This window comes from Paenibacillus antri (assembly GCF_005765165.1).
Taxonomy (GTDB): Bacteria; Bacillota; Bacilli; order Paenibacillales; family YIM-B00363; genus Paenibacillus_AE; species Paenibacillus_AE antri.
This window is the reverse complement of sequence record NZ_VCIW01000012.1, coordinates 43,308-64,572: the sequence shown is the minus strand read 5'-3', so window position 1 is coordinate 64,572 and position 21,265 is coordinate 43,308. Positions and strand designations below refer to the sequence as shown.

Below are 21,265 nucleotides of genomic sequence, written 5' to 3'. Positions count from 1 at the left end.
GTCTTCCCTCCCTCCCTTTACCCGTTGTAGAACACTTTGCGCGAAATGAGGAACGAGCTGACGGCGAGAAGGAGCGCGACGATCGTAAAGTAGATCCAAGCCATCGCGGAGCTCGCGCCGAAATTCAGCTGTTTGAACGCCACGTCGTTGATCAGCGTCGTCACCTCGTTATTGACGAAGGAATCGATGATCGAATACACGACGTTGGTCAGGATGAGCGGGCTCACCATCGGGAACGTAATTTTCCAGAACGCCTCGTACGCCGTCGCCCCTTCGATTTTCGACGCTTCGTACAACGAGGAGGAAATCGATTGGAGACCCGCCAAGAAAATGAGCACCTGCACGCCCGATCGGCTGATGATCGAGTAGATGCGATCCACAGCGCCGGACAAGTAATCGACGAAGGTCGGCGGGAACCCGCTCTCCAGCATCATCCGCTGCAGGTCGAAGCTCTGCAGGAACTGAACCGCGCCCCCCGACATTCCGGCCTCGGCGTTGCTCGCCATGATGTCCGCCATGAAGCTGGAGTTCTCGATGCTGGTCATGACGCCGGAGGCCAGGATGACGGGCAGGAAGAAGACGGCGCGCGCGAGCGCCCGCCCCCGGAACTTCTGGTTGAGCAGCGTCGCCAGAAATAAGCTGAAGATGACGATCAACGGCACGTTGATGACCATATCGAGCGCCGCTTCCGTCAGCAGCCGGTTGAACGACTCGTGCACCCCGACGGCGTATTCGTAATTGGCGAGTCCTTGCGGAATCAGCTCGTACCCGTCGTCGGTCATCTGCAGCTTGTTAAAGCTGTAATTCAGGGAAGTGATCAGCGGCGCGACGAAAAACAAGAGGAAGCCGACCAACCACGGCGCGATGAACAGCAGCGCCATGAGCTGTTTCTTCCGCTCGAAGCCGGCTTGCCGGACGTTCAGCGCGTTCCTCATCGCCCCTCACCCCCTGCGGCGTAGTCTCTTGCTCCGACCGCGATTCCGTCGACCTGCACGGCCTCCGCGGTGTAATTGACGTAGATCGCCTTGCCGCCTTCGTATTCCGTCCGGTACACGCCCGGCCGTACCATGCGATGATCGACGATCCGCTCGTCGGCGACGTCGCCGAGCGCCTCGTTCAGCTCGCGGTACACCTCCGCCGCTCGGTCCAGCCACGTGCGGTAATGCACGGAATACAGACCGTTATAGGCTGTGTCCTTCACTTGATCGTTGCTTTCGAAGATCCACTTGAAGTACGCGTTCGCGCCGTATTCCAAGCTGCGCAGCTTCGCTTCCGTCACGTCCGCGCCGCCCGTCAAATTCATCGGCGCGCCGGCGTAGTCGACATAGCCGCGAAGCACGATGTGGTAGAACGGAACGCTCTCGTCCGTCATGTTGAACCCGCTCCCGCCCATCGGCGCGTTCACGATATGATCGGCGGCCGCGAACGCGTATGCGTTGCCTCCGTCCACCATCAGGGCGCCGCTCCCCGGCAGCGCGTCCTTCAGCTTTCCGAGCTGCGCCGTCGAGATCGCCTCCGACTGCGCGCGGTCCACGTGGCGGTCGACCCGGAAGTCGGAATACAGCAGCTCGCCGAGATCCCGTACCGACAGCCCCGGCACCCCGTAAGCCTCGTAGCTGTCTAAGAAGCGATCCGCGACGCCGGGCACGGCGCCCGGCGTCAGCAGGTACGTCGGCGCCGCCTCGGGACTGGCGCGGCCGAGCGCCGGATCGAGCGGGTACAGATCGGCAGTCCTGCGGTTCAAGTGACGGACGCCCGCCTTCGCCGGGCTGTACGTCAGGCTCCGCTGCGGATACAGCTTGGCGAAGGCGACGTCGGGGTACAGCTCGACTCCTTCGTTCCGCCCGTAAGCGATCAGCTCCAGAAGTCCCTTCCGCCCGCCGAGCGCGCGGTCCGGCGCGACGTCCGTCGGCACTTCGTGCTCCACGCCGCCGTTGAACCAGCCGGTCAGCCTCAGCTTGATATTGTCCACGGACAACGCCTTCAGCGCCTCCGCGATTCGCTGCGCTTGGTCGAACGTCGTCAGCGCCTTCATCGTCGTATACGGCACGCCGAGGAACGACGTCCGCTTCGGGATATCCCCGACGAGCTCTACGTAGAACGGCAGCCCTCGCGCCCCGGACGTCTCGGCTCCGGACGCCTCCGAAGCGGCGGCCTTCTCCGTCAGCAGGCCGCGCTCCAGCAAATACGCTTGATACGCGTGCGCCATGCCGACGTAACTCGCCCGTTCGCCCTCGAGAAACACGAACCGCAGCACGAAATCCGTCGCCGGGAGCCGCTGCTGGAATTGAGGCACCGCCCGCTCCGACGTGCCGGACTGCAGACGGACGGACTCCATCGCCAGCGCGTTGAAGCTGGCGTACACGTTATTATACGAGCTCCGGATCCCGCCGCTCGCCGCGTTGACGCTAGCGAGCGGCGCGCCCGCCTCGATGATGCCGAGCCACCCGGCATCGCCGAGGCGAAGGCCGAACACCGGCATTCGCGCCGTCTCGGCGATCGCGCCGTCCATACGGCGGTTCAGCGCGAGATCCTCGCCGTAGATGCGCTGGGCATACGGCTGACTAAGCCCCTTCGGCCGGTTCATGTAAATCAGACTGCCCGAGCCGTCCGGCACGAGCAGATAACCGTCGTCGGCCGCGCCGCCCGCCCCGAAATATTCGAGCACCGACAGCTCCGTCGGCGGCGTCGACGCGGCGTATTCGATCTCGTTTACCGGAATGCGCGCCACAAGCTGATCGCCGTCGAGCGCGTATTCGATCGCCACCTTGAAGATTTCGCTGTCCTTCGCTTCGGCGGCGATCCCGTGTTCCTCGTTGTCTCGCAGCAAGTCCGCTTCGGCGTACCCGGCCGCCGCGAACGCCTCCTGCGTCTTCAGCAGCACCGTGCCCTGCAGTTGGCTGTCCAGCCGCTCGTAGACGCCCTGCTCCTTCCGCAGCGCGTAGCTGAGCCGGAAGTAGCGATTGTATGAAGCGCCCGCCTTGTCCTTGATCGCCTCGAACCGTTCGACGCCGATCTTCCGCGGCAGCGCGTCGAGCCCGCTGGACGCCTCGCCGATCGTATAGACGACCTTCAGCCCCCCCGCGATCCGCTCGGTCTCGACCTGCCCCCGCCCCACGCTGTCGGCGAACGAATTCATCTTGAACGTCTGACCGAGCTCGTTGGCGTAGGTCAGCGTCAGCTGCGACGCCATCTCGTCTTTGACGTTCCCGTTGGCGAGCGAGTCCGCCTCGCGGTCCGCCGGGTTGGAATGCCATACCCGCCCCGTCTCCTCGTGGCGCACGGCGATTCCGGCGGTCGCCTCGTCGTAATAGAGAGACAGCTGCCCGTTGGACGTCACGCCCTCCATCCCCTCCAGCTCGAAGGCCGGGGTCGAGAACGCGTCCGCGGCCGGCGCGCGTTCCGACGGCTGCGAGAACGCCGTCGTCGCCGCCAGCTCGGGCGTAAGACGCCAATACCAGAGCGCCCCGGCAGCGAGAAGGATGACGGCCGCGCCGGCGGCAACCCATACTTTGTTCAATGCGGTCCTCCCCCTTACTACCGGAATGTAATCTCTCTATAGATCGTGTACGCGAAGGAGTACATCTGTTGAATCAGGCTGAAGAACAGCAAGCCGAGAAACAGAATGAACCCCATGCATACCAGCGTCAGCGCGATCGTCGCGAGCGTCTTGGCCGCGGAATATTGGTGAATCGTCATCGTGCCGACGAAGAGCAGGAAGACGAACCACAGCATCGCCGCGGAGTTCAGGAAGTAGTAGAACACGCTCTCTTCCAACGTGATGAAGTTGCTCAGAATCGTGTTCGGAATGAGCACCAACGCGAGCGGCGTCGTCGCGTACGCCGTCGCCAGGCAAATTTCCGAGAACTTCCCCTCCCCGTCCATCAGCGTCGTGAGCGACCAATTCGCCACGCACCATAAGACGAACGGGAAGACGACGCCGCGCAGCTGCACGAGACTGCTATACCGCCGCAGATCGGTATCGTTGACGTGGAACCCGCCGTATTGGCTCTGAATGACGAAGGCCAGGAAGACGAGCGCGAGAATGCCGCCGGCGATCGGCAAGCTTCCCTTCCCGTCGTATTTCAGCTCCCAGAACCCGTCGAAGGGCCGGAAGATGAGCTGCAGCGGGAAGACGATCCTCTCTTTACGCATGATACGTCCCTCTCCTTCTCTTTCGGTTGCGGAGGAGCGTCCAGATCCATGCCAGCAGCGCCGCTAGCGCAACCGCGCTCATCGCGTCGCCCAGATGCTCCCGCAGCACTTCCTTGCGGTACCGCTGGAACGCCTTGGAGTGGATCTCGCGGTCCATGCCGAGCTTCGCGTAAGCGGCCGCCTCCTTATTCCGCCCTTGCCGCAGCAGCGCCTTGCTGATCCCGAGATACGCCACATCGAAATTCGCGTCGTACTGAATCACCTCGCGCCAGACGTCGGCGGAGCGGACGTCGTCGCCGCGGAAGTGGAGCGAGACGGCTTCGTTGATGAGCGCGCCGTAATGCGTCTCTTCGAACCGAGTGATCCGATTCATATCCCGGTCCAAGACGAGGATCGCGTTCCCCAGCCGGTCGAGCGCGACCGGCGCGCGGAACGTGCCGACTTGATCGCCCATTTTCCCGAAGATGTACAGCAAGTTGCCGTCCCAATCGTACGTGAACACCTTCCCGCGCCTCGCATCCAGCGCGCTGTAGATCCCGTCGTCGCCCACGTGGATGTCGACGAACAGCGACGGGCCGCTGCCCTCGCCGATCCGCAAAAATCTAAGATCCCCCTGCGGAATGTAGTAGCCTTGCCGCCGCAGCACATCGACGCCCGTCGGGTTCAGCCGCTTGATCGGCGTCGGCGTATTCGCGTCGGAGTTGGTCGTGTAGATGAAGCCGGCCGCGTCCAAGTCGACGTTCGTATACTCGGTCGGAATGAACAGCTCCATCCGTTGCCGCTGCGCGTCCGTGGCGATCGACTTCCAGAAGTAGTCGATCGGATCGAACCGCACCCGGTTCGTCCCTACGAAGCCGGCGAACGCGCCGTCCGCGTCGAACTCCATAATGCCGTCGAAGGCGCCCTGGGCGACGACGTAGACGCGCTTCGCCTTGTCCGCCGCGACCTTCACGGGCGTAAAGATGAAGTTGGCCTGCAGGATTTCGGATTGCGGCGACTCGATCACCCGGATCAGCTCGCCCGCCGCGTCGAGAAGTACGATGCGGCGGTTGCCGGTGTCGGCGACGTACAGCTCGCCGCTTTCGGTAACGTAGAGCCCTCGGGGAGCGTTGAACGTTTCCGCCGCGCCTTCGTTCAAGAACCCCGCGATTTCCCGCTCGACGGTCAAGTCGGGCTTCAGCACGACGATGCGCGAATTGCCGGTGTCGGCGATGTAGACGCGCCCGTCCGGCGCGACGAACAGATCCTCTGGCGCGCGGAAACCGCCGATGCCGAGCGTATGCCCGCTGATGACCCCCCCGGGCTCGTAGGCGATCGGCGCCGGCACCGGTTCGCCCCAGTAATTGTAGTTATAGCCTTCGTAAGGGGCGGAGGCTCGCGCCGCGAGTCCGGTCGACGCAAGCCCCGCGGCCAGCAGCGCCATGGCGACGGTCAGCTTGAGCATGCGGAATGTGCCGATTCTCTTCATCTGCATTACTCCTTCATCCCCGAGCTGGCCATCGTCTCGATAATATTGCTTTGCGAGACGACGAAGATCGTAATCGGCACGCTCATCATAAGCAGCGCCACGAACGCCCCCGGCCCCGCGCGCACAATGCCGCCGGCCAGAATTTGGCCCAGCGCATAGTTCATCGTCTTGAGCTCTTCGCTGTAGATGAAATTGCCGCCGTTCGTGCCCCACAGCATCTGGAAGAGCAGAATGACCAGCGTCAGCCAGGCGGGCTTCACGAGCGGCATGACGATCTGCCAGAAAATCCGGTATTCGCTGGCCCCGTCGATCTTGGCCGCCTCCAACAGCGCGTCGGGAATTTGCTCCATGAACTGCTTCATGAGATACAGTCCTAGCGAGGCGGCGAACGCCGGCACGATGATGGCCGCGTAGCTGTCGATCCAGCCGAGCCACGACATGATCACGTAATTGGGCACCGACGTGACGTGGGGCGAAAACATAAGCGACAACACCACGACCGTAAACAACAGTCTAGACCCTGGAAACTTATGCTTCGCGAGCGGGTAGGCGGCCGCCGAAGCCAGCACGACGTGCCCGACGGTGCCGACGGCCGTAATGAACACCGTGTTGAACACATACCGAGAGAAGGGCACCCACGATTCCGCCATGAGATGGAACAGGTCGAAGAAGTTGTCCATCGTCGGGTTGCGGACGAAAAATTTCGGCGGAAACAGAAACAATTCGTCCAGCGGCTTGAAGGCGTTGTTGATCGTATACACCAGGGGAATGACCATGAAGGCCCCGAACGCGCCCAGGAATAAAAACAGAAACAGATCCCCGAGCGGCGAGCGATTCAACCGCTTCCCCGGCCGTACGGAAATGACGGCTCTCATGCGCTTATTCCCCCACTTTCCTAAGAAGCTTCTGGACCAGCATGTTGCTGCCGACCATGATGCCGAACAGCACGGTGGCGATCGCCGACGCGTACCCCATATCGAAGCGGATCGAACCGTAATCCATCAAGTGGGTGACGACCGTATGCGCCGCGTAATTGACGCTCGGGAAGCCGGCCAACGCGATCGACACCTCCGCGATCGCGAAGGAGGACGTGATCTGGATGACGGCGCCGAACAGCAGCTGCGGCCGCATCGCCGGCAGCGTAATGTACCAGAGCTCCTGCCAGCGGTTGCGAACGCCGTCTACGGCGCCCGCCTCGAACAGCGTGCGGTCGATCGACTGCAGCCCCGCGATGAACGCGAGGAAGCTGACGCCGAGGCTCAGCCACAGCTGCACGAGCATGACGATCCACAGTACGTATTGTTCGTTCTGCAGCCATTGGATCGGCTCCAGAATGAACCCGGTCCGCATCAAGAAGCCGTTGACGTACCCGTAGCTGTCGCCCGAAAACATAATGAGCCAGATGAAGAAGATGTTCCCGGAAATCGAAGGCGCGTAAAACACCAGCGTCATGAACGCCCGGATCTTCGGCGACAGCTCGTTGATGAGCCAAGCGAAGAGGAAGCAGGCGAGATAACTGACCGGCCCCGTGACGAAGGCGAACAAGAACGTATTCTTGATCGCGATCAGGAACACGTCGTCCTCGAGCAGCAAGCGGGTGTAATTGCGCCAGCCGACCCATTGCGGAAACTCCAGCAGATTGAAGTACGTAAAGCTGACCAGCATCGACAGCGCGACCGGCAGCACCGTAAACAGGAAAAACAAAATCATATAAGGGCCCATCAAAATGTACGAGTGCTTGGCGAGCTTCATCCGGTGCAGCAAGGGCGGAAGCGTCGGACGGACGGGAGCCGGCTGCGGCTCCCGGATCGCCGCACGATTACGGGTCTGCTGCATAGTTACGGCACCTCCGTTTCGGACGGCAGCCCGAATTCGCTGCGCTTCAGATCGATCTCGTTCTGAATGGTCAGCACGTGGTCGTACAACGCTTCTCGCGGGTTTTCCCCCTGGTTGACCACCTTGCGGAACGCGTTATCGAGATGGCGGCCCGTGAAGTAGCCCCCCGGCACCTCGGGGATGCCCTGCACCCACTCCCACTGCGCTTCGAGGTTCCGGTAATCCTTCACCGGCCACGGCAGCTCCTTCAGCGCTTCCGTATTCGCCGTCGGGTACCGCGCCGCCGCGCCCATCAGGCTTTCCATCTCGCGGCCGAAGCGAACCTGCGTGTCCTTCTCCGTCCACCATTTCATGAACTCCCACGCGGCGTCTTTGTTTTCCGCGGACTCCAGCATCATGACCGCCGTGCCTCCGCTCGCGACGTCGCGGCGAACCGTCCCGTCCGCCTCCGGCGTGCCCGGCACGACCGTGAAATCCCACAGACCGCGAATTTCGGGCGCTGCGACGGTCAGCGTATTGTAGGTCGTATACGCCGCGATGCCGATCGGCATCTCCCCGAGCCGGAACCGGTTCATGAAGTCGTACGTGAGCGGAAACTTATAGCTCGTGTAGAAATCGGACCATCGTTGGAACGCCTGCATCGAAATTTCTTCGTCCAGCAAGCTGTCCGCCCCGTCCTCGGAGTAGAACCTGCCGTCGTTCTGGAACAACAGCATGGCGAACGTCTCGTTCGGCACCATCGTCGCTTGCGGGTCTTGGATCGGCAGGCCGAATTCCATATGCCGCTTCTGCAGCTCCGGAATCATCTCGTAGACGTCTTCCCACGTATCCGGGATATCGAGTCCGAGCTCCGCCAAGACGTCCTTGCGATAAAACAGCATGCTGAACGTCTGCTGCTCGGGCAGCGCATAGACGCCCCCGTCGAACCGGTACGGCGCGATCGCGCTGTCGCGGAACCGAGACGCGACTTCCTCGTAATCCGGGAACCGGCCGACGTCGTACGACGCGTTCCGCATCGCGTAGTTGACGGGGTCGGCGTTCCCGATCTGCATCGCCACGTCCGGCCCTTGGCCGGCGAGGGTCGCGGAGAGCAGCGTGCTCATGTCGACCAGCTTCAAGTCGATATGGATGCCGCTTCGAGACGTAAAGCTGTCGTCGATCATCTCTTTCATGACCTGCGCCTGGTCGCGCCCCGTGCCGATCCAGACCGTCACGCTGTCCTGCCCTTCTTCGCCCGCGCTGCCGATCGTATTGTAGTCCTCGACGAACGAATAGAAGAACGATCCCGCTTCGTGTCCGAGCTTCGCGTACCAAGGCTTCTCCGCCTTCGGCAGCGGCCGGTCGGGCGAGGCGACGACCGCATAGTCGAGCGACAGCGGCATCTCGCGAATCGTGAGCAGCCAGGATCCGAGCGAGCCGATATTGATCTTGAACTGGTCGAGCCGCCGAGCGACCGTATCGGGATCGTCCGCCATCTCCCTCAGCTGACGGGACATCGTATACAGCACGGCCGTCTTATCGCTCTTCTCCCCCGTAATCGCCCGCAGCCGCTCCGCGACCGTGTAGAGCACGTCGCTTTGCTCCGCGAACGTCTCGACCATGCCCGGAATGCGCCGATCGAGCTGGTAGTCCCGATATGGGTCCGGCGTAGCCGACGTGATCATTAGAATGCTGCGGTACGCGGCGTTCAGCTCGAGCACGCTCGACTCCACCGTTCGAATGAGCGGCGTCACGTCGCCGAGACTGACCTCCAGCTTCAGCCGATGCGCGCCCTTCGTCAGGTGGAACAAATACGGTTCGTTCCCGTCGCCGACGACCTGCAACCGCCAGTTCGCGTCGTAATAAAACGGGATGCTCTCCGCTTCCTTGAACGGCACGCGGCCGTCGATATACAGTTTCCGGTTGGAGTACGTCCCTCGAACCTGATTTTGCTTTGCCTTGAAGGCGATCTGGTAGAGGCCGTCTTCCGGAGCTTCGATCTCCCACTCGATCCACTCCCCGGGCAGCCGCCAGTTGAGTCCTCCGATGGCGTTCATCCGTATTTTCGAGATGCTGTAAGGCTCCACGGAAGGGCTCGTATGATCCGGAATCGGATACAGCGTCGGGGACGACTTGTACGCGGCCTTCTCCGCCTGTACCTTGACGAACGCGTCCTTCGCGGCTGCGAGGCCGTTCCGCTCGTACTCCCGCTTCGCCTCTTCATACGTAGGAATCGCTTCCTGCCGGTGAAGCTCTATGTAATCAATGGCCATCGGTTCGCGCAGCGAAACGAAGGTCAACTCATTCTCGCCCTTCGGAAAATAAAACAGGAACGGCTCCTCGTTCAGCCCGTTCGAATCCTTCAGTACCGTCTCCCGCCACGATCTGAACTCCTCTTGGCCGGGCCGGAGATCGTTATCTCGGTTGTCCCGCTTCGTCTCCTGGCTTTCATCCTTCCACACCCGATCCAGAATGAGCGAATCCGCCCCTTGGAACGGCAGCGCGCCGTTAATCAAGACCATGCGTTCGATCGCGGAGCTCTTGCCCTCGACCGGGAAATACCGGACGCCGATGTGATACAGCCCCTCCTCCTCCACCTGAAAGCGCCAAGTGACGCTCCCCGTTTCGTCGGTGACGACCGCTTCCCCGTCCGTCCCTTCGTAGTTCTTCTCGACGGATACCCGGCCTCCCTCCGCCTTGAGATACGACTCTCCCTCCACCACGACGCGCGCATCCGGTCTCGGCGACGCGCCGTGAGCGAGAAGGTAATTTTGGTAGCTGTTCTCCGCGAACGACTGAAGCGCCTCGAGGTTCACCAGGTTCCCGTCGGACGCGGCCTGCCGATCGCCCCCAAGGAACCAGGCGATCAAGACCGCCCCGGCCGCCGCCGTCAGCAGGAGACCGCGATTTCTTTTCAACATACCGACCATTGCGCTGCTCACCTTCTTCAGCATAAGAATCTAATGGAGAACCGCTCGAGCATGAAAAGAAAAGCCGACAAGCTACCCTTCCCGTAGTTGTCGGCTATTCGGTTCGAAGAACGGCTTATGGCTGCTTCAAAGCGTCGTCGATCGCCGCTTGCAGCACTTGCTTATGCTGTTCCGCGATGGTCGCCGGGGCGAGCATCTCGATCGTCAGCTGATCGAGCAGCTTATAAATTTCGAACGTCGGGAAAATGTAGATGTTGTCGACGACCGTATACGCCGGTGACTGCCCCATCTGAATCGCCGCTTGGATATCCTTCTCATCGGCGAAATACGCTTCCAGACGGTTCTGGTTCGGATACTCCTCCGTGCTTTCGATGTCCCAAATCTTATCCATGAGGTAGACGATCTTGTCGGCGTCCTTGACGCCCTTCGGGATGACCCAGAAGTTCGGCGGATTCGAGATCGATTTGAATTCCGTGCCTTGCGGTCCGAGCGGGAACGGCACGAAGCCGAGTCCGCCGAAGCCGAGCTCGTTCATGTACGCCTCGCCTTCCCATTGCACGCCGCCGATCATGAGCACTTCGCCCTTCGTGAACTTCTGTTTGATGTCGCCTTCGAAATCGCCGGCATCCGACTTATACATCTCTTGCACGAATGAGAACGCTTCCAACGTGCGCGGGTCGGTCAGCATTTCCTTGCCCGTCTCGAGGTCCATGTAGTTGCCGCCGTTCGAGACGACCGCGAGCGAGGTCAGGGTCGTCTTGCTGCCCGTGTACCCCTTCTTGCCGCCTTGCACCGCTTGCTTCGCGACTTCCATGAACGTATCCCACGTCCAGTTTCCTTCCTCGACGTATTCGTGCAAATCCTTGATCCCGAGGTCCTTCAAGAGATTCTTGTTATAGTAGATGCCGGAAAAGTCGGTGTAGCTGCGCTCGAAGCCCCACAGCTTGCCGTTGAAGGTAGCGACCTGGGTCTTCAGCAGCTCCGGGATGAACGCCCCTTGCGGGCCGTCGACGTCCATAATGTCGTTCAGCGGCGTCATCATGCCGGAGGTGACGAGGCCCGGGAACGCCGCTCTGCGCTCGAGGCGCACGACGTCCGCGAACGGCTCGCCGGCCATGACCGAGCTCGTGAATTGCTCGACCATCTTGTCGTACGGCGTCGTCACGAAGCTGACAGTAAAGTTGTGTTTCTTCTGCAGCTCGTCGATGTTCTCGCGGATCGCGACGACGTCGGGATGATCGCCTTCGAACTTGATGTCCCACCATGCCGTGACTTTGATTTCCCGACCGCCCAGGTCGAAATCCATCGCGAATTCGTCGGACGTCCCGGCCGCCGCGTCCTCCGCGGGCTCCTCGGCCGGCTCTTCCTCGACCGGTTCCGGCTCGGCGGGTTTCTCCGCCGGCGCCGCCTCCTCCGCCGGATCCGTCCCCGACGTCGCGCCGCCGCCGCTGCACGCCGCCATGAAGGCCATGACGAAGGCCAACAACAACGTTACAGCCGACTTGTTCGTGTTCATGTCCGTTCCCCCTATACTGAAGTGAAATAACTTGCTGTGCCTCAGTATAAGTCGGGCAAACAATTCCAACAACCGGATGTAGTGTTATATTTTACCTTACGAATTATACTGTCGCGCGGACCTATACTCCTGCGTGCTCATGCCCGTGCACGCTTTGAACTTCTTATAAAACCAGTCCACTTCGCGATACCCGACGGCAAACGCGACTTCGTACACCTTCATATCCGAGGAGCTCAGCAGCTCCTTCGCTTTCTCCATTCGCACGCGGTTCAAGTAATCCTTGAACGAGACGCCTTCCTTTTCTTTAAACATCCGCCCTAGATAAGCCGAGTTTACGAACAATTCCTTGGCGATTCGCTTCAGGGAACAGTCCGTCTCCGCATACGTCTCCTCTACCAAGCGCTTGACCTGATCCAACAGCGCGCCGCTCTCGCTCTCCGCGTACAGGAGGACATGGCCCCGATCGACCCGCGGGGGCACTTCCAACGTACGAATCGCCGCGTTGATCGACCGGTTCATATCGGCGTAAGAGTAGATCAACGGGCCGATTCCGATCCTTACCTGCAGCGAGGTGAGCTTACGAATAAAGGAAGTCAAAAACCATGCGAACGCTACGATCGATTTCTCGCTCATCTCGTCCTCGGCGCCGAACATGCAGATGCCGTACATCCGGTCGCCGTGCGCGAAGACCGTCCCCTTCGTCTCCGCCACTTCTTCCAACAGCGTACCGAGTCTCGCCCACGAAGCGTCCGACTCGGTAACGGCGGCGCCTTCCCGGGCCGCCAGGTCCTCGACGACAATGCATCGACCGTGCTTCGCCGTCCTCCGGGGAGAGAACTCTTCCGGCCGAGGCCTCTCGTCCGGGTCCGGATTCATAAATTCGTAATTGCTCCGATTGCGGAACGGGCGGAGGAGATGGTTCAGCGATTCAGTGCTCTTCGGCAGCATGACAATTCCCCTTTCTCTCTAGTGGTTCGGCGAAACTTCGTAAGCGTTTACACCTTCCTCGATCGGTATTTACCCCTTGTTATCATTCGCTCTTATAAAACCACGTTATGACATAAACCCGCAGATAACAACTTATATTTGATAATAATAAATAACAAAATTCAATATTACAAGAGTATTCAAGATTAAATAATAACAAACAATATAAAAACTGAAACCAAACCGGCCGCCGATCGCTCCCGCTCCGCATTCGCGTTTCGTTTCGTTTCGCCCAATACATTAACGAATCCGGCCGGCGCATTCAATGGATCGGACGCAAGTAGTAGAAAATGGATAACGGAGTAAAAAAAGTCTCGTATCTCCGCCTTCGCCGCCCCCGCGAACGCCGCCGACTATCGAAGCGAATCGATGCTAAAAAAAGCCGCTGCATTGGCAGCGACTCTTGCGTTCGTCGTTTATTTCTAGTGAATGTCGTGCTTCTTGAAATTTCCGCCTTTCACTTCGGCGACGTCGTACACTGCGATGAAGGCGTTCGGGTCAATCTCTTGAATAATTTCCTTCATTTTACTTTCTTCCAACCGGTTAATCACGCAAGTGATTTCTTTGAATTGTTCGTTGGAATATCCGCCTTCCACGAGATTATATGTAGCGCCGCGCCCTAAGCGGTCGCGAATGGTCTCCACCATGATTTCGGGATGTCTGGTAATGATTTTGAACGTTTTCGCGCCGCTTAAACCTTCCTCGACGATATGAACCACTTTAGAGGCAATATAGTAAGCGATACCTGACAATATCGCCCCTTGAAGACCGAAGACGGTCGAGACGACGATAAACACGAACAAATTCAGGAATAAGATGAGATCGCTGGTGCCGAACGGCAATTTTCTAGAAAGCAGCACGGCTAACATATCGATCCCGTCTAATGCCCCGCCATTCCGTAAAGCCAGACCCATTCCGAAGCCGATAATAATGCCGCCGACGACGGTTACCAGCAGGGTGTCGCCTTCGACGATGGGCGATATGTGATGCATAACGGCAGTGCCGACGGCCAGCGAGGCGATGCCGAGCACGGAATATACCGCAAAGCTCCTTCCGATTTGCTTATATCCTAGGAATATAAACGGAATATTAAAAACCGCGATTAAAAGTCCTAACGGCAGTCCGATCAGCTGCGACCCGACGATGCTTAGACCCGTCACGCCGCCGTCGGATACGTTGTTCGGAATTAATACGGCTTCGAGTCCGTAGGCCGTAATGAATGCTCCGACGATCACGGCGAGTCCTCGTAAAACCTTCTTTACAACCGCATGTCGTTTTTGTCTTGTTTGCATATCGTGTCCTCGTTTCGTAATCTCGTAGTCCCGCGCTTCGCCTTGTCCGACCCATAAATAATCAAAGACCTTCCTCTTCATCCTTCCCATTTCCATGCACGCGAAACGACGAAGGCAGCCGATCGTGCGACCGGCCGCCTTCGCGATGAAACCATTCCCTTGGTCCTACTCCTGCGTCGCAAGCTTTCTTCCTTCTTGCGGCGCGGGCGCTTCGGCGGCTTCCGGACCCTTCTGCGCCGAACGCAGCGGGATTTCCTTCAAGAAAACGACGAGCGCGAGCGCCACGACCAACAAGGCGGCGCCGGACATGAACACGGTGGACAACGTGTCGGCCAAGACGGCGCGCAGCATCGCGGTCAGCCGCTCGAACAACGGCTGCATCTCCGCCGGCAGAGAGGCCATAATCGACTGCAGCTTCGGCTGATCGAGCAAAATTTGCGGATTCAGGAACGGCGTTACGCTCTCGGCCGTCTGCGGGTCGAGCTTCGTCAGATCCACCCCTTCTTGCGACGCCATCGCGTCCTTCAAGTTTCGCGAGAGCGCGGTGTTCATGACGGAGCCCAACACCGCGATGCCGATCGTGCCGCCCAAGTTCCGGAACAAGGTGGCGGACGCCGTCGCGACGCCGAGCTGCGTCATCGGGACCGCGTTCTGCACGACGAGCGTGAACACCGGCATACATAACCCGAGACCAAGGCCGAAGACGCACATGCTGAGCACGGCCATCGCGATATTGTCCATAAACATCATGAGCCCCATGCCGGCGATCATCAAGCACACGCCGCCGACGGCGTACAGCTTATACTTGCCCGTCTTCGACATCCAACGGCCGACGAGCGCGCTCATGACGATCATCATGATCGTCATCGGCATGTTGACGAAGCCGGACTGCGTCGGCGTGAATCCTTCGACGCCCTGCACGAAAAAGGGGATATACACCATCGCGCCCATCATGCCCGCGTTCATCAGGAAGCCGATCCCGTTGGAGACGTTCACGATGCCGTTCTTAAACAAGGATAAAGGCATGACGGGATTTTCCGCTTTCCGCTCGATGAAGACGAGAACGACGGCGAGGACGATCGCCGCGGCGAACAAGCCGAGAATTTCGAACGAAACCCAATCGTATTTCGTCCCCGCCCAGGAGAAGCCGAGCAGCAACGCGACGATACATAACGATAGCACGAGAGATCCCGCGTAATCGATCGATACGCTCTTCACATCCGTCTTCTTCGGGAACATGCGCCAGATCATCGCGAAGGCGACGAAGCCGAGCGGCAGGAATACCCAGAACAGCCAATGCCAATCCATATGGTCGATCATGACGCCGCCTAAGGTCGGTCCGATGACGCTGGACAGTCCGAAGATGCCCATCATCAATCCGGTCCACTTCGCCCGCTCGCGAGGCGCGAACAGGTCGCCCACGGCCATCGTCGTGACCGCCATCAGCACCCCGCCGCCTAAACCTTGGATGCCGCGGTACGCGATCATCTGGAAGATGTTCGTCGACAAGCCCGTAAGGAACGCCCCGACCATGAACACCACGATTCCGAACAGCAGGAACGGCTTCCGTCCGTAGAGGTCCGAGAGCTTCCCGACCAGAATCGTCGCGACCGTAGAGACGAGCATATAAATCATAATGACCCAAGAATAATATTCCATGCCTCCGAGCATGGCGATGATTCTAGGCATAGCGGTGCTGACGAGCGTCTGGTTAATGGCGGCGAAAAACATCGAGGCCATCAACGCGATCATAATCGTCACTTTTTGTTTTTGCGTCAGGTGCTCCATTCCGATACCTCTTTTCTTCTCTATGTCCAAACTATTTAGGTAGGCAACCTATGTATTATCATAGAGGTTCGGTACGGAGATAGCAACAACTATTTCCCCCGTTCGGCGCCGCGGCGTCGGTCATTGACCTTTTCATCCGCTTTCATTATCATTAGTCTCATCCTGCGGAACATGTATCGGCGGTGAGACGAAACAGTGTATTCAGCTTCTCATGACGAAGTTACTTCATTAATCAACGCGTTCTCCAACTTATCGAAGGCGGACTGGCGGAAGACGACCCGGTGGGGCGTGAAAGCGAGCGAGCTGCGCGTCCTCCTGCTCATTAAAGAACGGACCGATCAAGGCGAGCCGAAGACGACGGTGTCCGAGCTGAGCAAGATGCTTCAGGTGACCTCGCCGACCGTGACGCAGATCGTCAACGGCTTGATCAAGAGCGGATACATCCAGCGGTCCGCGCACCCGCAAGATCGAAGAAGCTCGGAAATTACGTTAACGGATACAGGGGTCGGGCTCGCCGAGAAAGCGATGAAGGATATAAGGGCCACCTTCGGCGGATTGGTCGACCACTTGGGCAAGGAGCAGAGCGAGCAGCTGGTCCGCCTTCTGAACCAAGCGTATGCGTACCTGAGGCGCGGCAATACCGAGCGATAGCGTGAATCAGCGAATAGGAAAGCCCCGGACTGCGCGCTTGCGACGCGAAACCGGGGCTTTCCTCTTATTTCTTTCGGGGATTACCGAAGCGTCTTCAACGCGCCGCTCCAAGCGACGACTTCGCTCAACATGGCGTTGACGTTGTCGTTGTGCAGCGCGGCCGGCTTAAACACGCTGTAGTTCTCGAAGTCCGTAAACAAATTCAACGTCGGATGCGTCCGCACGTCGGCCACCTTCAACTCGCCCAGAATGCCCCGCAGATGCTCGGCGGCGCGCGCGCCGCCGGTCGAGCCGTAGCTCACGATGCCCGCCGCTTTGTCGTTCCACTCTTGGCGCGCGAGGTCGAGCGCGTTCTTGAGCGCCCCCGAGATGCTGTGATTGTATTCCGATACGATGAAGACGAATCCGTCCAAGCTCGCCAGCTTCTCGGACCATGCCTTGATGCCCGGCTCGCTGCCGTCGGTCGTTCCGAGGAAGGGCAGCTCGTATTCGGCGATATCGACGATTTCGTACTCCGCGTCCCCCCGCCGGTCCGCGATTCCCTTCACCCATTGTCCGACTTGCGGACTGACGCGTCCTTGCCGCGTGCTGCCGAGAATGATGCCGATTTTTACGTTTGCCATTATTACTGTTCCTCCTTTTGCGATATCGCGATTCAAGAATCGTGGATAACCACATGACTAATTGTATATACGTTACTTTTAGTAATCAAGTGAATTTTATTTCGTGGCCTTGCGGGCATAAAAAGACCCGCTCCGAAGAGCGGGCCTTGAACGCCTCGCCGAACGACGAACGCTTATACGATCGTCTCTCTAGCATGTTCGAGGTTGCCGACCATCTGCACCTCGCCGTCGAGCTCCCGCAGCAGACGCCGAACCCGCGCCGCGTCCGAGCGATGCACGACGCACATCGCCGAATGCTCCTCGTCCGTCGGGATCCACTGCACGCCGCACGCGTATTTCGTAGCGCGTTGGATCGACGGGAGTTTCCGGCTTCGCACCAGAATGCGGCGATACGGCGACATGCCGGAAAATCCGACCTCCACCATCATATACGCCAACGCGTGCGCGAGGACCGAATAGATCGCTTGCTTCGCTCCGAAGATCAGCCCCGCCGCCGCTAAAATCGACAGATTGACGACGAATACGACCGTATCGGCGTTCCGCAAAGACGGCAGCCGCTTGACGGCCGTCTCCGCTTCGTCGAACCGTCCGCCCTGACGCAAAATCATGCCGATGCCGAGACCGAGGCATACGCCGCCTCCGAGCGCCCCCATGAGCGGTTCTTCGACCAGGGCGGACACGGGATGCAGTACATACGCGAACGCCCCGACGCCGACGAGCGGCAGCGCGATCGCAAGCGGACCGCGCGCGACGTATTTCCTCCGATATAGAACGAACGGGAGATTCAAGCAGAACAGCCATAGACTGATCTTCATCTCCGTGACGTGAGAAGCCAGAACCGACACGCCTGCGATGCCCCCGGGGGCGACGCGGTTCGGACGCAAGAACAGCTCCAGCCCCGCGGCGATCAGGAAGCAGCCGACGACGGCGGCGAAGATCGAGGCCGCCAAACGCAGCGGGTCCCGCTTCCGTCTCCCGTCGCTGCGCCAAGGGTGCATGCCATCCCTCCTCTTCGTTCCTCCCGTTACCCGTTCATCAACAAATCCTTCAGCAGCTTGATTTGCTTCCGCTCGCCCGCCATGACGACCGTCGTCTCGGCCTCCAGACGATCGTCCGGTCCCGGATTGATCTTCTGCTTCTGCTTCTCCACGATGGCCAGAATCGTAGCGCCCGTCCGCTGCCGTACCTGCAGCTCCGCGATCGTCTTGCCCACGCTCTTATAGTGCGATTCCACCTTGCTCCATTCGATAACGAGCTCTTCCAGCGAAACTTCGATCGTCTCCAGCGCCTTCGGCTTGTAATTCATCCCGCCGATGATGGCCGCGATCTGTCTCGCTTCCTCGTCCTCCAATGTCACTTGCGAGATCGTCTCTTCCGGATCGTCGTCCTCGAAATGATAAATTTCTCTTCTTCCGTCGTCATGGATCACGATTACGATTTTATCTCCAGATCTGGTCTCTACCTGGAACTTTTTACCGATACCGGGCAGATCCGATTCGCGAATCGTACTCATTTTCTACACATCCTCCATTTCCAACTCAGCCTGGGTTTTTAACCTTCTCTTGCGGCTTGCTCCAACGGAACACTTTGTTTAAGCCATTATATATAGGCTTCGATTCTTTTGCCAATAAAGGTCCGAGGATCGCCAGGATTAATACGTACAATGCGGAAAACGGCTTCAACAGCGGCATCAACCCCGCGGAGAGGCCCAGGTTCGCCACGATAATCGTAAACTCCCCGCGCGCCATGACGGTCAATCCGATATTGGTCGACGCCTTGTGGGAAAGACCGGCCTTCCGGCCCGCGATCATGCCGGACACCACGTTCGCCAAAATCGTCAGCAAGACCGCCCCGATCGCAAGCCATGCGGCGTCGCCTAAGGTAAGCGGGTCGATCCCGAGACCGAAGCTGAAGAAGAAGATCGCGCCGAAGAAGTCGCGGAACGGAACGACGAGATGCTCGATCCGCTTGCTGTGCTCCGTCTCCGATAACGCCAGGCCGAACAGCAGCGCTCCGATCGCCTCCGCGACGTGCAGCTTCTCCGAGAACCCGGCGATGAAGAACAACGAAGCGAATACGACGATAATGAATATTTCGTTCGACGAAATATTTAACAGCTTATTGAGCAAGGGCGTGCCCTTCCTCGCGATAATAAAGAACAAGAGCATATATCCCATGGAGATTCCTACCGACAGAAGGACGCCGCCGATGGACGTCGCGCCGCCAAGCAGCAATCCCGACATGATCGACAGGAAGACCGCGAGGAACAAGTCGTCGAACAGGATCATTCCAAGAATCAATTCGGTCTCCGCGTTGCCCGTGCGTCGCAGGTCGACGAGAACCTTGGCTACGATCGCCGTGGAAGATACGGACAACATCCCGGCGATGATCAGCGTCTCGTACAGCGGAAAGTCGGTCAGGAACCCGTACGCGAGCCCGATGACGAAATTGAGGGCGACGTATACGGTTCCCCCGAAGACGATGTTCCGGCCGGACTTGACCAGCTTGGATACGGAGAACTCGAGTCCGATATAAAATAACAAGAAGAGCACCCCGATGCGTCCGAGGAACGAGATGACTTCTTGGCTTTCGATGAAGGTGAAGTCGAAAATGCCGATCTGCGGCGCATGCGGACCGACGACCATCCCGAGGATGATCAAGAAAGGGATGATGGAAAACTTCAGTTTGCCGGCAAGCAGCGACGCGATCGCGACGAGCAGCATGGCCGTACCGACTTCAAAGATCATATGATCCATACAATGTTAATTCCTCCTTCTTTATCCGAGAGCGCGTAACTTCCGTCACTTGACGAAGGAGACATCCACGTAAGTCGAGGTAAACTTTATAGGGCGCAGCAGAATGATCTTCCGAAGCAGGAAAATATCGGGATATCGATAAAGAGACATGCGGCAGCCGACTGCTAACGACTCGAAGGATAAGACGATAAACAGGAAATACATAAGAGGAGCCGACAGCATCTTCTGCCGTAAGGGGAGTTGCTTATCGACGACATGCGCGTCCATCGGGTGCCCGTGCGCCAATTCCGCGGATTTTTGAAGATGCTCTTCCTGTAGCATTACCGAGGACAAAGGCGCAAATACGAATATAATAAAAAATAATATCATCTGAAGGGAACGAAGCATCGGGTTCATTCGGACAGCCATCTCATCCCTCCATCTCCGTAAATGTGGTTAAATATAAGGTAGCCTTATAATTTTACCACATAAGAGGCGAAGGTCACAATTGCATCCCCGTGCATATTTATGACATTCCCAAGACTCGCGGGCAAGTTCCGTCGGCGCTCACCTCTTTCATTCCCCGAGCATAAGATGATATCGATTCACTACCCACGACAAGCAGCAGGTGAATGCGGATGAGCGATGAGGAGAAGAAAAGGATCATTACGATCATTGTCATAGCCGTCGTCGTCTCTTCCCTCGTCATGGGCATCGGCGAGGATGATGACGATGTGGACGTCACCGATACGGTCATCGTGTAACCAAGGGCGGGGGAGGTCGTGCGCAAACCGGGGAACGGGAACGGAACGAAAAAGAACGGGAACGGGTATGGGAACGGAAATGGAAACGGGAACGGCAAAGGCAACGGTAAGAAGAAGCCCTCGAAGCCTCAGCTCACGCCGCAGCAGCTCGCGGTCGTCGTCGGGCTGCTGTCCAATTCGTTGGAGGTTATTTCCGTTCTGCTCGATAAAGAACTTAAAGTTCAGATCGTTCTCGAAGGGTCCATTCGGAAACAGACGAAGGCGGACCGAATCGCCGCCGAGCTCGGCGAGCTCAGCGTCGCCGAATTGCTCGAGGCGTTCCTCCGCAAGCAAATATAGCGAGCATGGCGGCGGACAAGTCGGCCATGCCGCATCGACCGCTTAAACAATGAACCGCCGAAGAAACGGGTTACTCCCGTTCCCTCGGCGGTTCTTCCCCGTTCCGTTTCATGCGCAGCAACCGTAAAATCGCCCATACCCGCGGCAGCAGCTCCTCGCGCAGCTCCCGCCGGTCAAATGCGGATTTGTTATCGACCTTCTT

At 58.8% G+C, this 21,265-nt stretch carries 19 protein-coding genes; 3 read left to right on the top strand and 16 right to left on the bottom strand.

Annotated elements, in window-relative coordinates:
* Positions 1–17: 17 nt before the first annotated feature.
* The 11 genes from FE782_RS17655 to FE782_RS17605 form a co-directional block, all read right to left on the bottom strand.
* Complete coding sequence (locus tag FE782_RS17655) at positions 18–935, bottom strand: carbohydrate ABC transporter permease (RefSeq protein ID WP_138195559.1); 918 nt, start codon at positions 933–935, stop codon at positions 18–20.
* Positions 932–3,520, bottom strand: a complete 2,589-nt coding sequence (locus FE782_RS17650; RefSeq protein WP_138195558.1) for a DUF5696 domain-containing protein — start codon at positions 3,518–3,520, stop codon at positions 932–934. The genes FE782_RS17655 and FE782_RS17650 overlap by 4 nt, the downstream gene beginning before the upstream one ends.
* 17 nt (positions 3,521–3,537) lie before the next feature.
* Positions 3,538–4,155: a Yip1 family protein gene (locus FE782_RS17645; RefSeq protein WP_138195557.1), complete on the bottom strand. Its 618-nt coding sequence runs from the start codon at positions 4,153–4,155 to the stop codon at positions 3,538–3,540.
* Complete coding sequence (locus tag FE782_RS17640) at positions 4,148–5,623, bottom strand: NHL repeat-containing protein (RefSeq protein ID WP_238392541.1); 1,476 nt, start codon at positions 5,621–5,623, stop codon at positions 4,148–4,150. Before FE782_RS17640 ends, FE782_RS17645 begins: the two co-directional genes overlap by 8 nt.
* A gap of 5 nt (positions 5,624–5,628) precedes the next feature.
* Entirely contained in the window at positions 5,629–6,498 is an 870-nt protein-coding gene (locus tag FE782_RS17635; protein WP_138195556.1) for a carbohydrate ABC transporter permease, read from the bottom strand.
* A 4-nt stretch (positions 6,499–6,502) separates the two neighbouring features.
* Complete coding sequence (locus FE782_RS17630) at positions 6,503–7,375, bottom strand: carbohydrate ABC transporter permease (RefSeq protein ID WP_238392548.1); 873 nt, start codon at positions 7,373–7,375, stop codon at positions 6,503–6,505.
* Between the two features lie 86 nt (positions 7,376–7,461).
* Positions 7,462–10,368: an extracellular solute-binding protein gene (locus FE782_RS17625; protein ID WP_238392540.1), complete on the bottom strand. Its 2,907-nt coding sequence runs from the start codon at positions 10,366–10,368 to the stop codon at positions 7,462–7,464.
* A 115-nt stretch (positions 10,369–10,483) separates the two neighbouring features.
* Entirely contained in the window at positions 10,484–11,884 is a 1,401-nt protein-coding gene (locus FE782_RS17620) for an ABC transporter substrate-binding protein (protein ID WP_138195554.1), read from the bottom strand.
* A 96-nt stretch (positions 11,885–11,980) separates the two neighbouring features.
* Positions 11,981–12,832, bottom strand: a complete 852-nt coding sequence (locus FE782_RS17615) for a helix-turn-helix transcriptional regulator (protein WP_138195553.1) — start codon at positions 12,830–12,832, stop codon at positions 11,981–11,983.
* Between the two features lie 461 nt (positions 12,833–13,293).
* Positions 13,294–14,163 (bottom strand): YitT family protein, encoded by an 870-nt coding sequence (locus tag FE782_RS17610; protein ID WP_138195552.1) that lies wholly within the window; start codon positions 14,161–14,163, stop codon positions 13,294–13,296.
* Between the two features lie 165 nt (positions 14,164–14,328).
* Entirely contained in the window at positions 14,329–15,951 is a 1,623-nt protein-coding gene (locus tag FE782_RS17605) for an MDR family MFS transporter (protein ID WP_138195551.1), read from the bottom strand.
* 195 nt (positions 15,952–16,146) lie between these two features.
* On the opposite strand from FE782_RS17605, the gene FE782_RS17600 reads away from it, so the two are divergent.
* A complete protein-coding gene (locus FE782_RS17600; RefSeq protein WP_138195550.1) occupies positions 16,147–16,602 on the top strand; it encodes a MarR family winged helix-turn-helix transcriptional regulator in 456 nt (151 codons plus the stop codon).
* 80 nt (positions 16,603–16,682) lie between these two features.
* Here FE782_RS17600 and FE782_RS17595 read toward each other — a convergent pair whose 3' ends face one another.
* The 5 genes from FE782_RS17595 to FE782_RS17575 all read right to left on the bottom strand — a co-directional run bounded on the left by FE782_RS17595 (position 16,683) and on the right by FE782_RS17575 (position 20,377).
* Positions 16,683–17,225, bottom strand: a complete 543-nt coding sequence (locus FE782_RS17595; protein WP_138195549.1) for an NADPH-dependent FMN reductase — start codon at positions 17,223–17,225, stop codon at positions 16,683–16,685.
* A gap of 173 nt (positions 17,226–17,398) precedes the next feature.
* Positions 17,399–18,223 (bottom strand): YitT family protein, encoded by an 825-nt coding sequence (locus tag FE782_RS17590; RefSeq protein ID WP_138195548.1) that lies wholly within the window; start codon positions 18,221–18,223, stop codon positions 17,399–17,401.
* A 26-nt stretch (positions 18,224–18,249) separates the two neighbouring features.
* Entirely contained in the window at positions 18,250–18,738 is a 489-nt protein-coding gene (locus FE782_RS17585) for a cation:proton antiporter regulatory subunit (protein WP_138195547.1), read from the bottom strand.
* A 25-nt stretch (positions 18,739–18,763) separates the two neighbouring features.
* Complete coding sequence (locus tag FE782_RS17580; protein WP_138195546.1) at positions 18,764–19,981, bottom strand: cation:proton antiporter; 1,218 nt, start codon at positions 19,979–19,981, stop codon at positions 18,764–18,766.
* A 45-nt stretch (positions 19,982–20,026) separates the two neighbouring features.
* Positions 20,027–20,377 carry a hypothetical protein gene (locus FE782_RS17575; protein WP_138195545.1) on the bottom strand — a complete coding sequence of 117 codons (351 nt, stop codon included), beginning with the start codon at positions 20,375–20,377 and terminating at the stop codon, positions 20,027–20,029.
* 221 nt (positions 20,378–20,598) lie between these two features.
* Between FE782_RS17575 and FE782_RS33125 the strand changes: the two genes are divergently transcribed.
* The gene (locus FE782_RS33125) at positions 20,599–20,724 is read left to right on the top strand and encodes a hypothetical protein (protein ID WP_274388726.1); all 126 of its coding nucleotides are present in this window, start codon (positions 20,599–20,601) and stop codon (positions 20,722–20,724) included.
* An 18-nt stretch (positions 20,725–20,742) separates the two neighbouring features.
* Positions 20,743–21,063, top strand: coding sequence for a hypothetical protein (locus FE782_RS17570; RefSeq protein WP_138195544.1), 321 nt, complete (start codon positions 20,743–20,745; stop codon positions 21,061–21,063).
* The last annotated feature ends 202 nt before the right edge of the window (positions 21,064–21,265 follow it).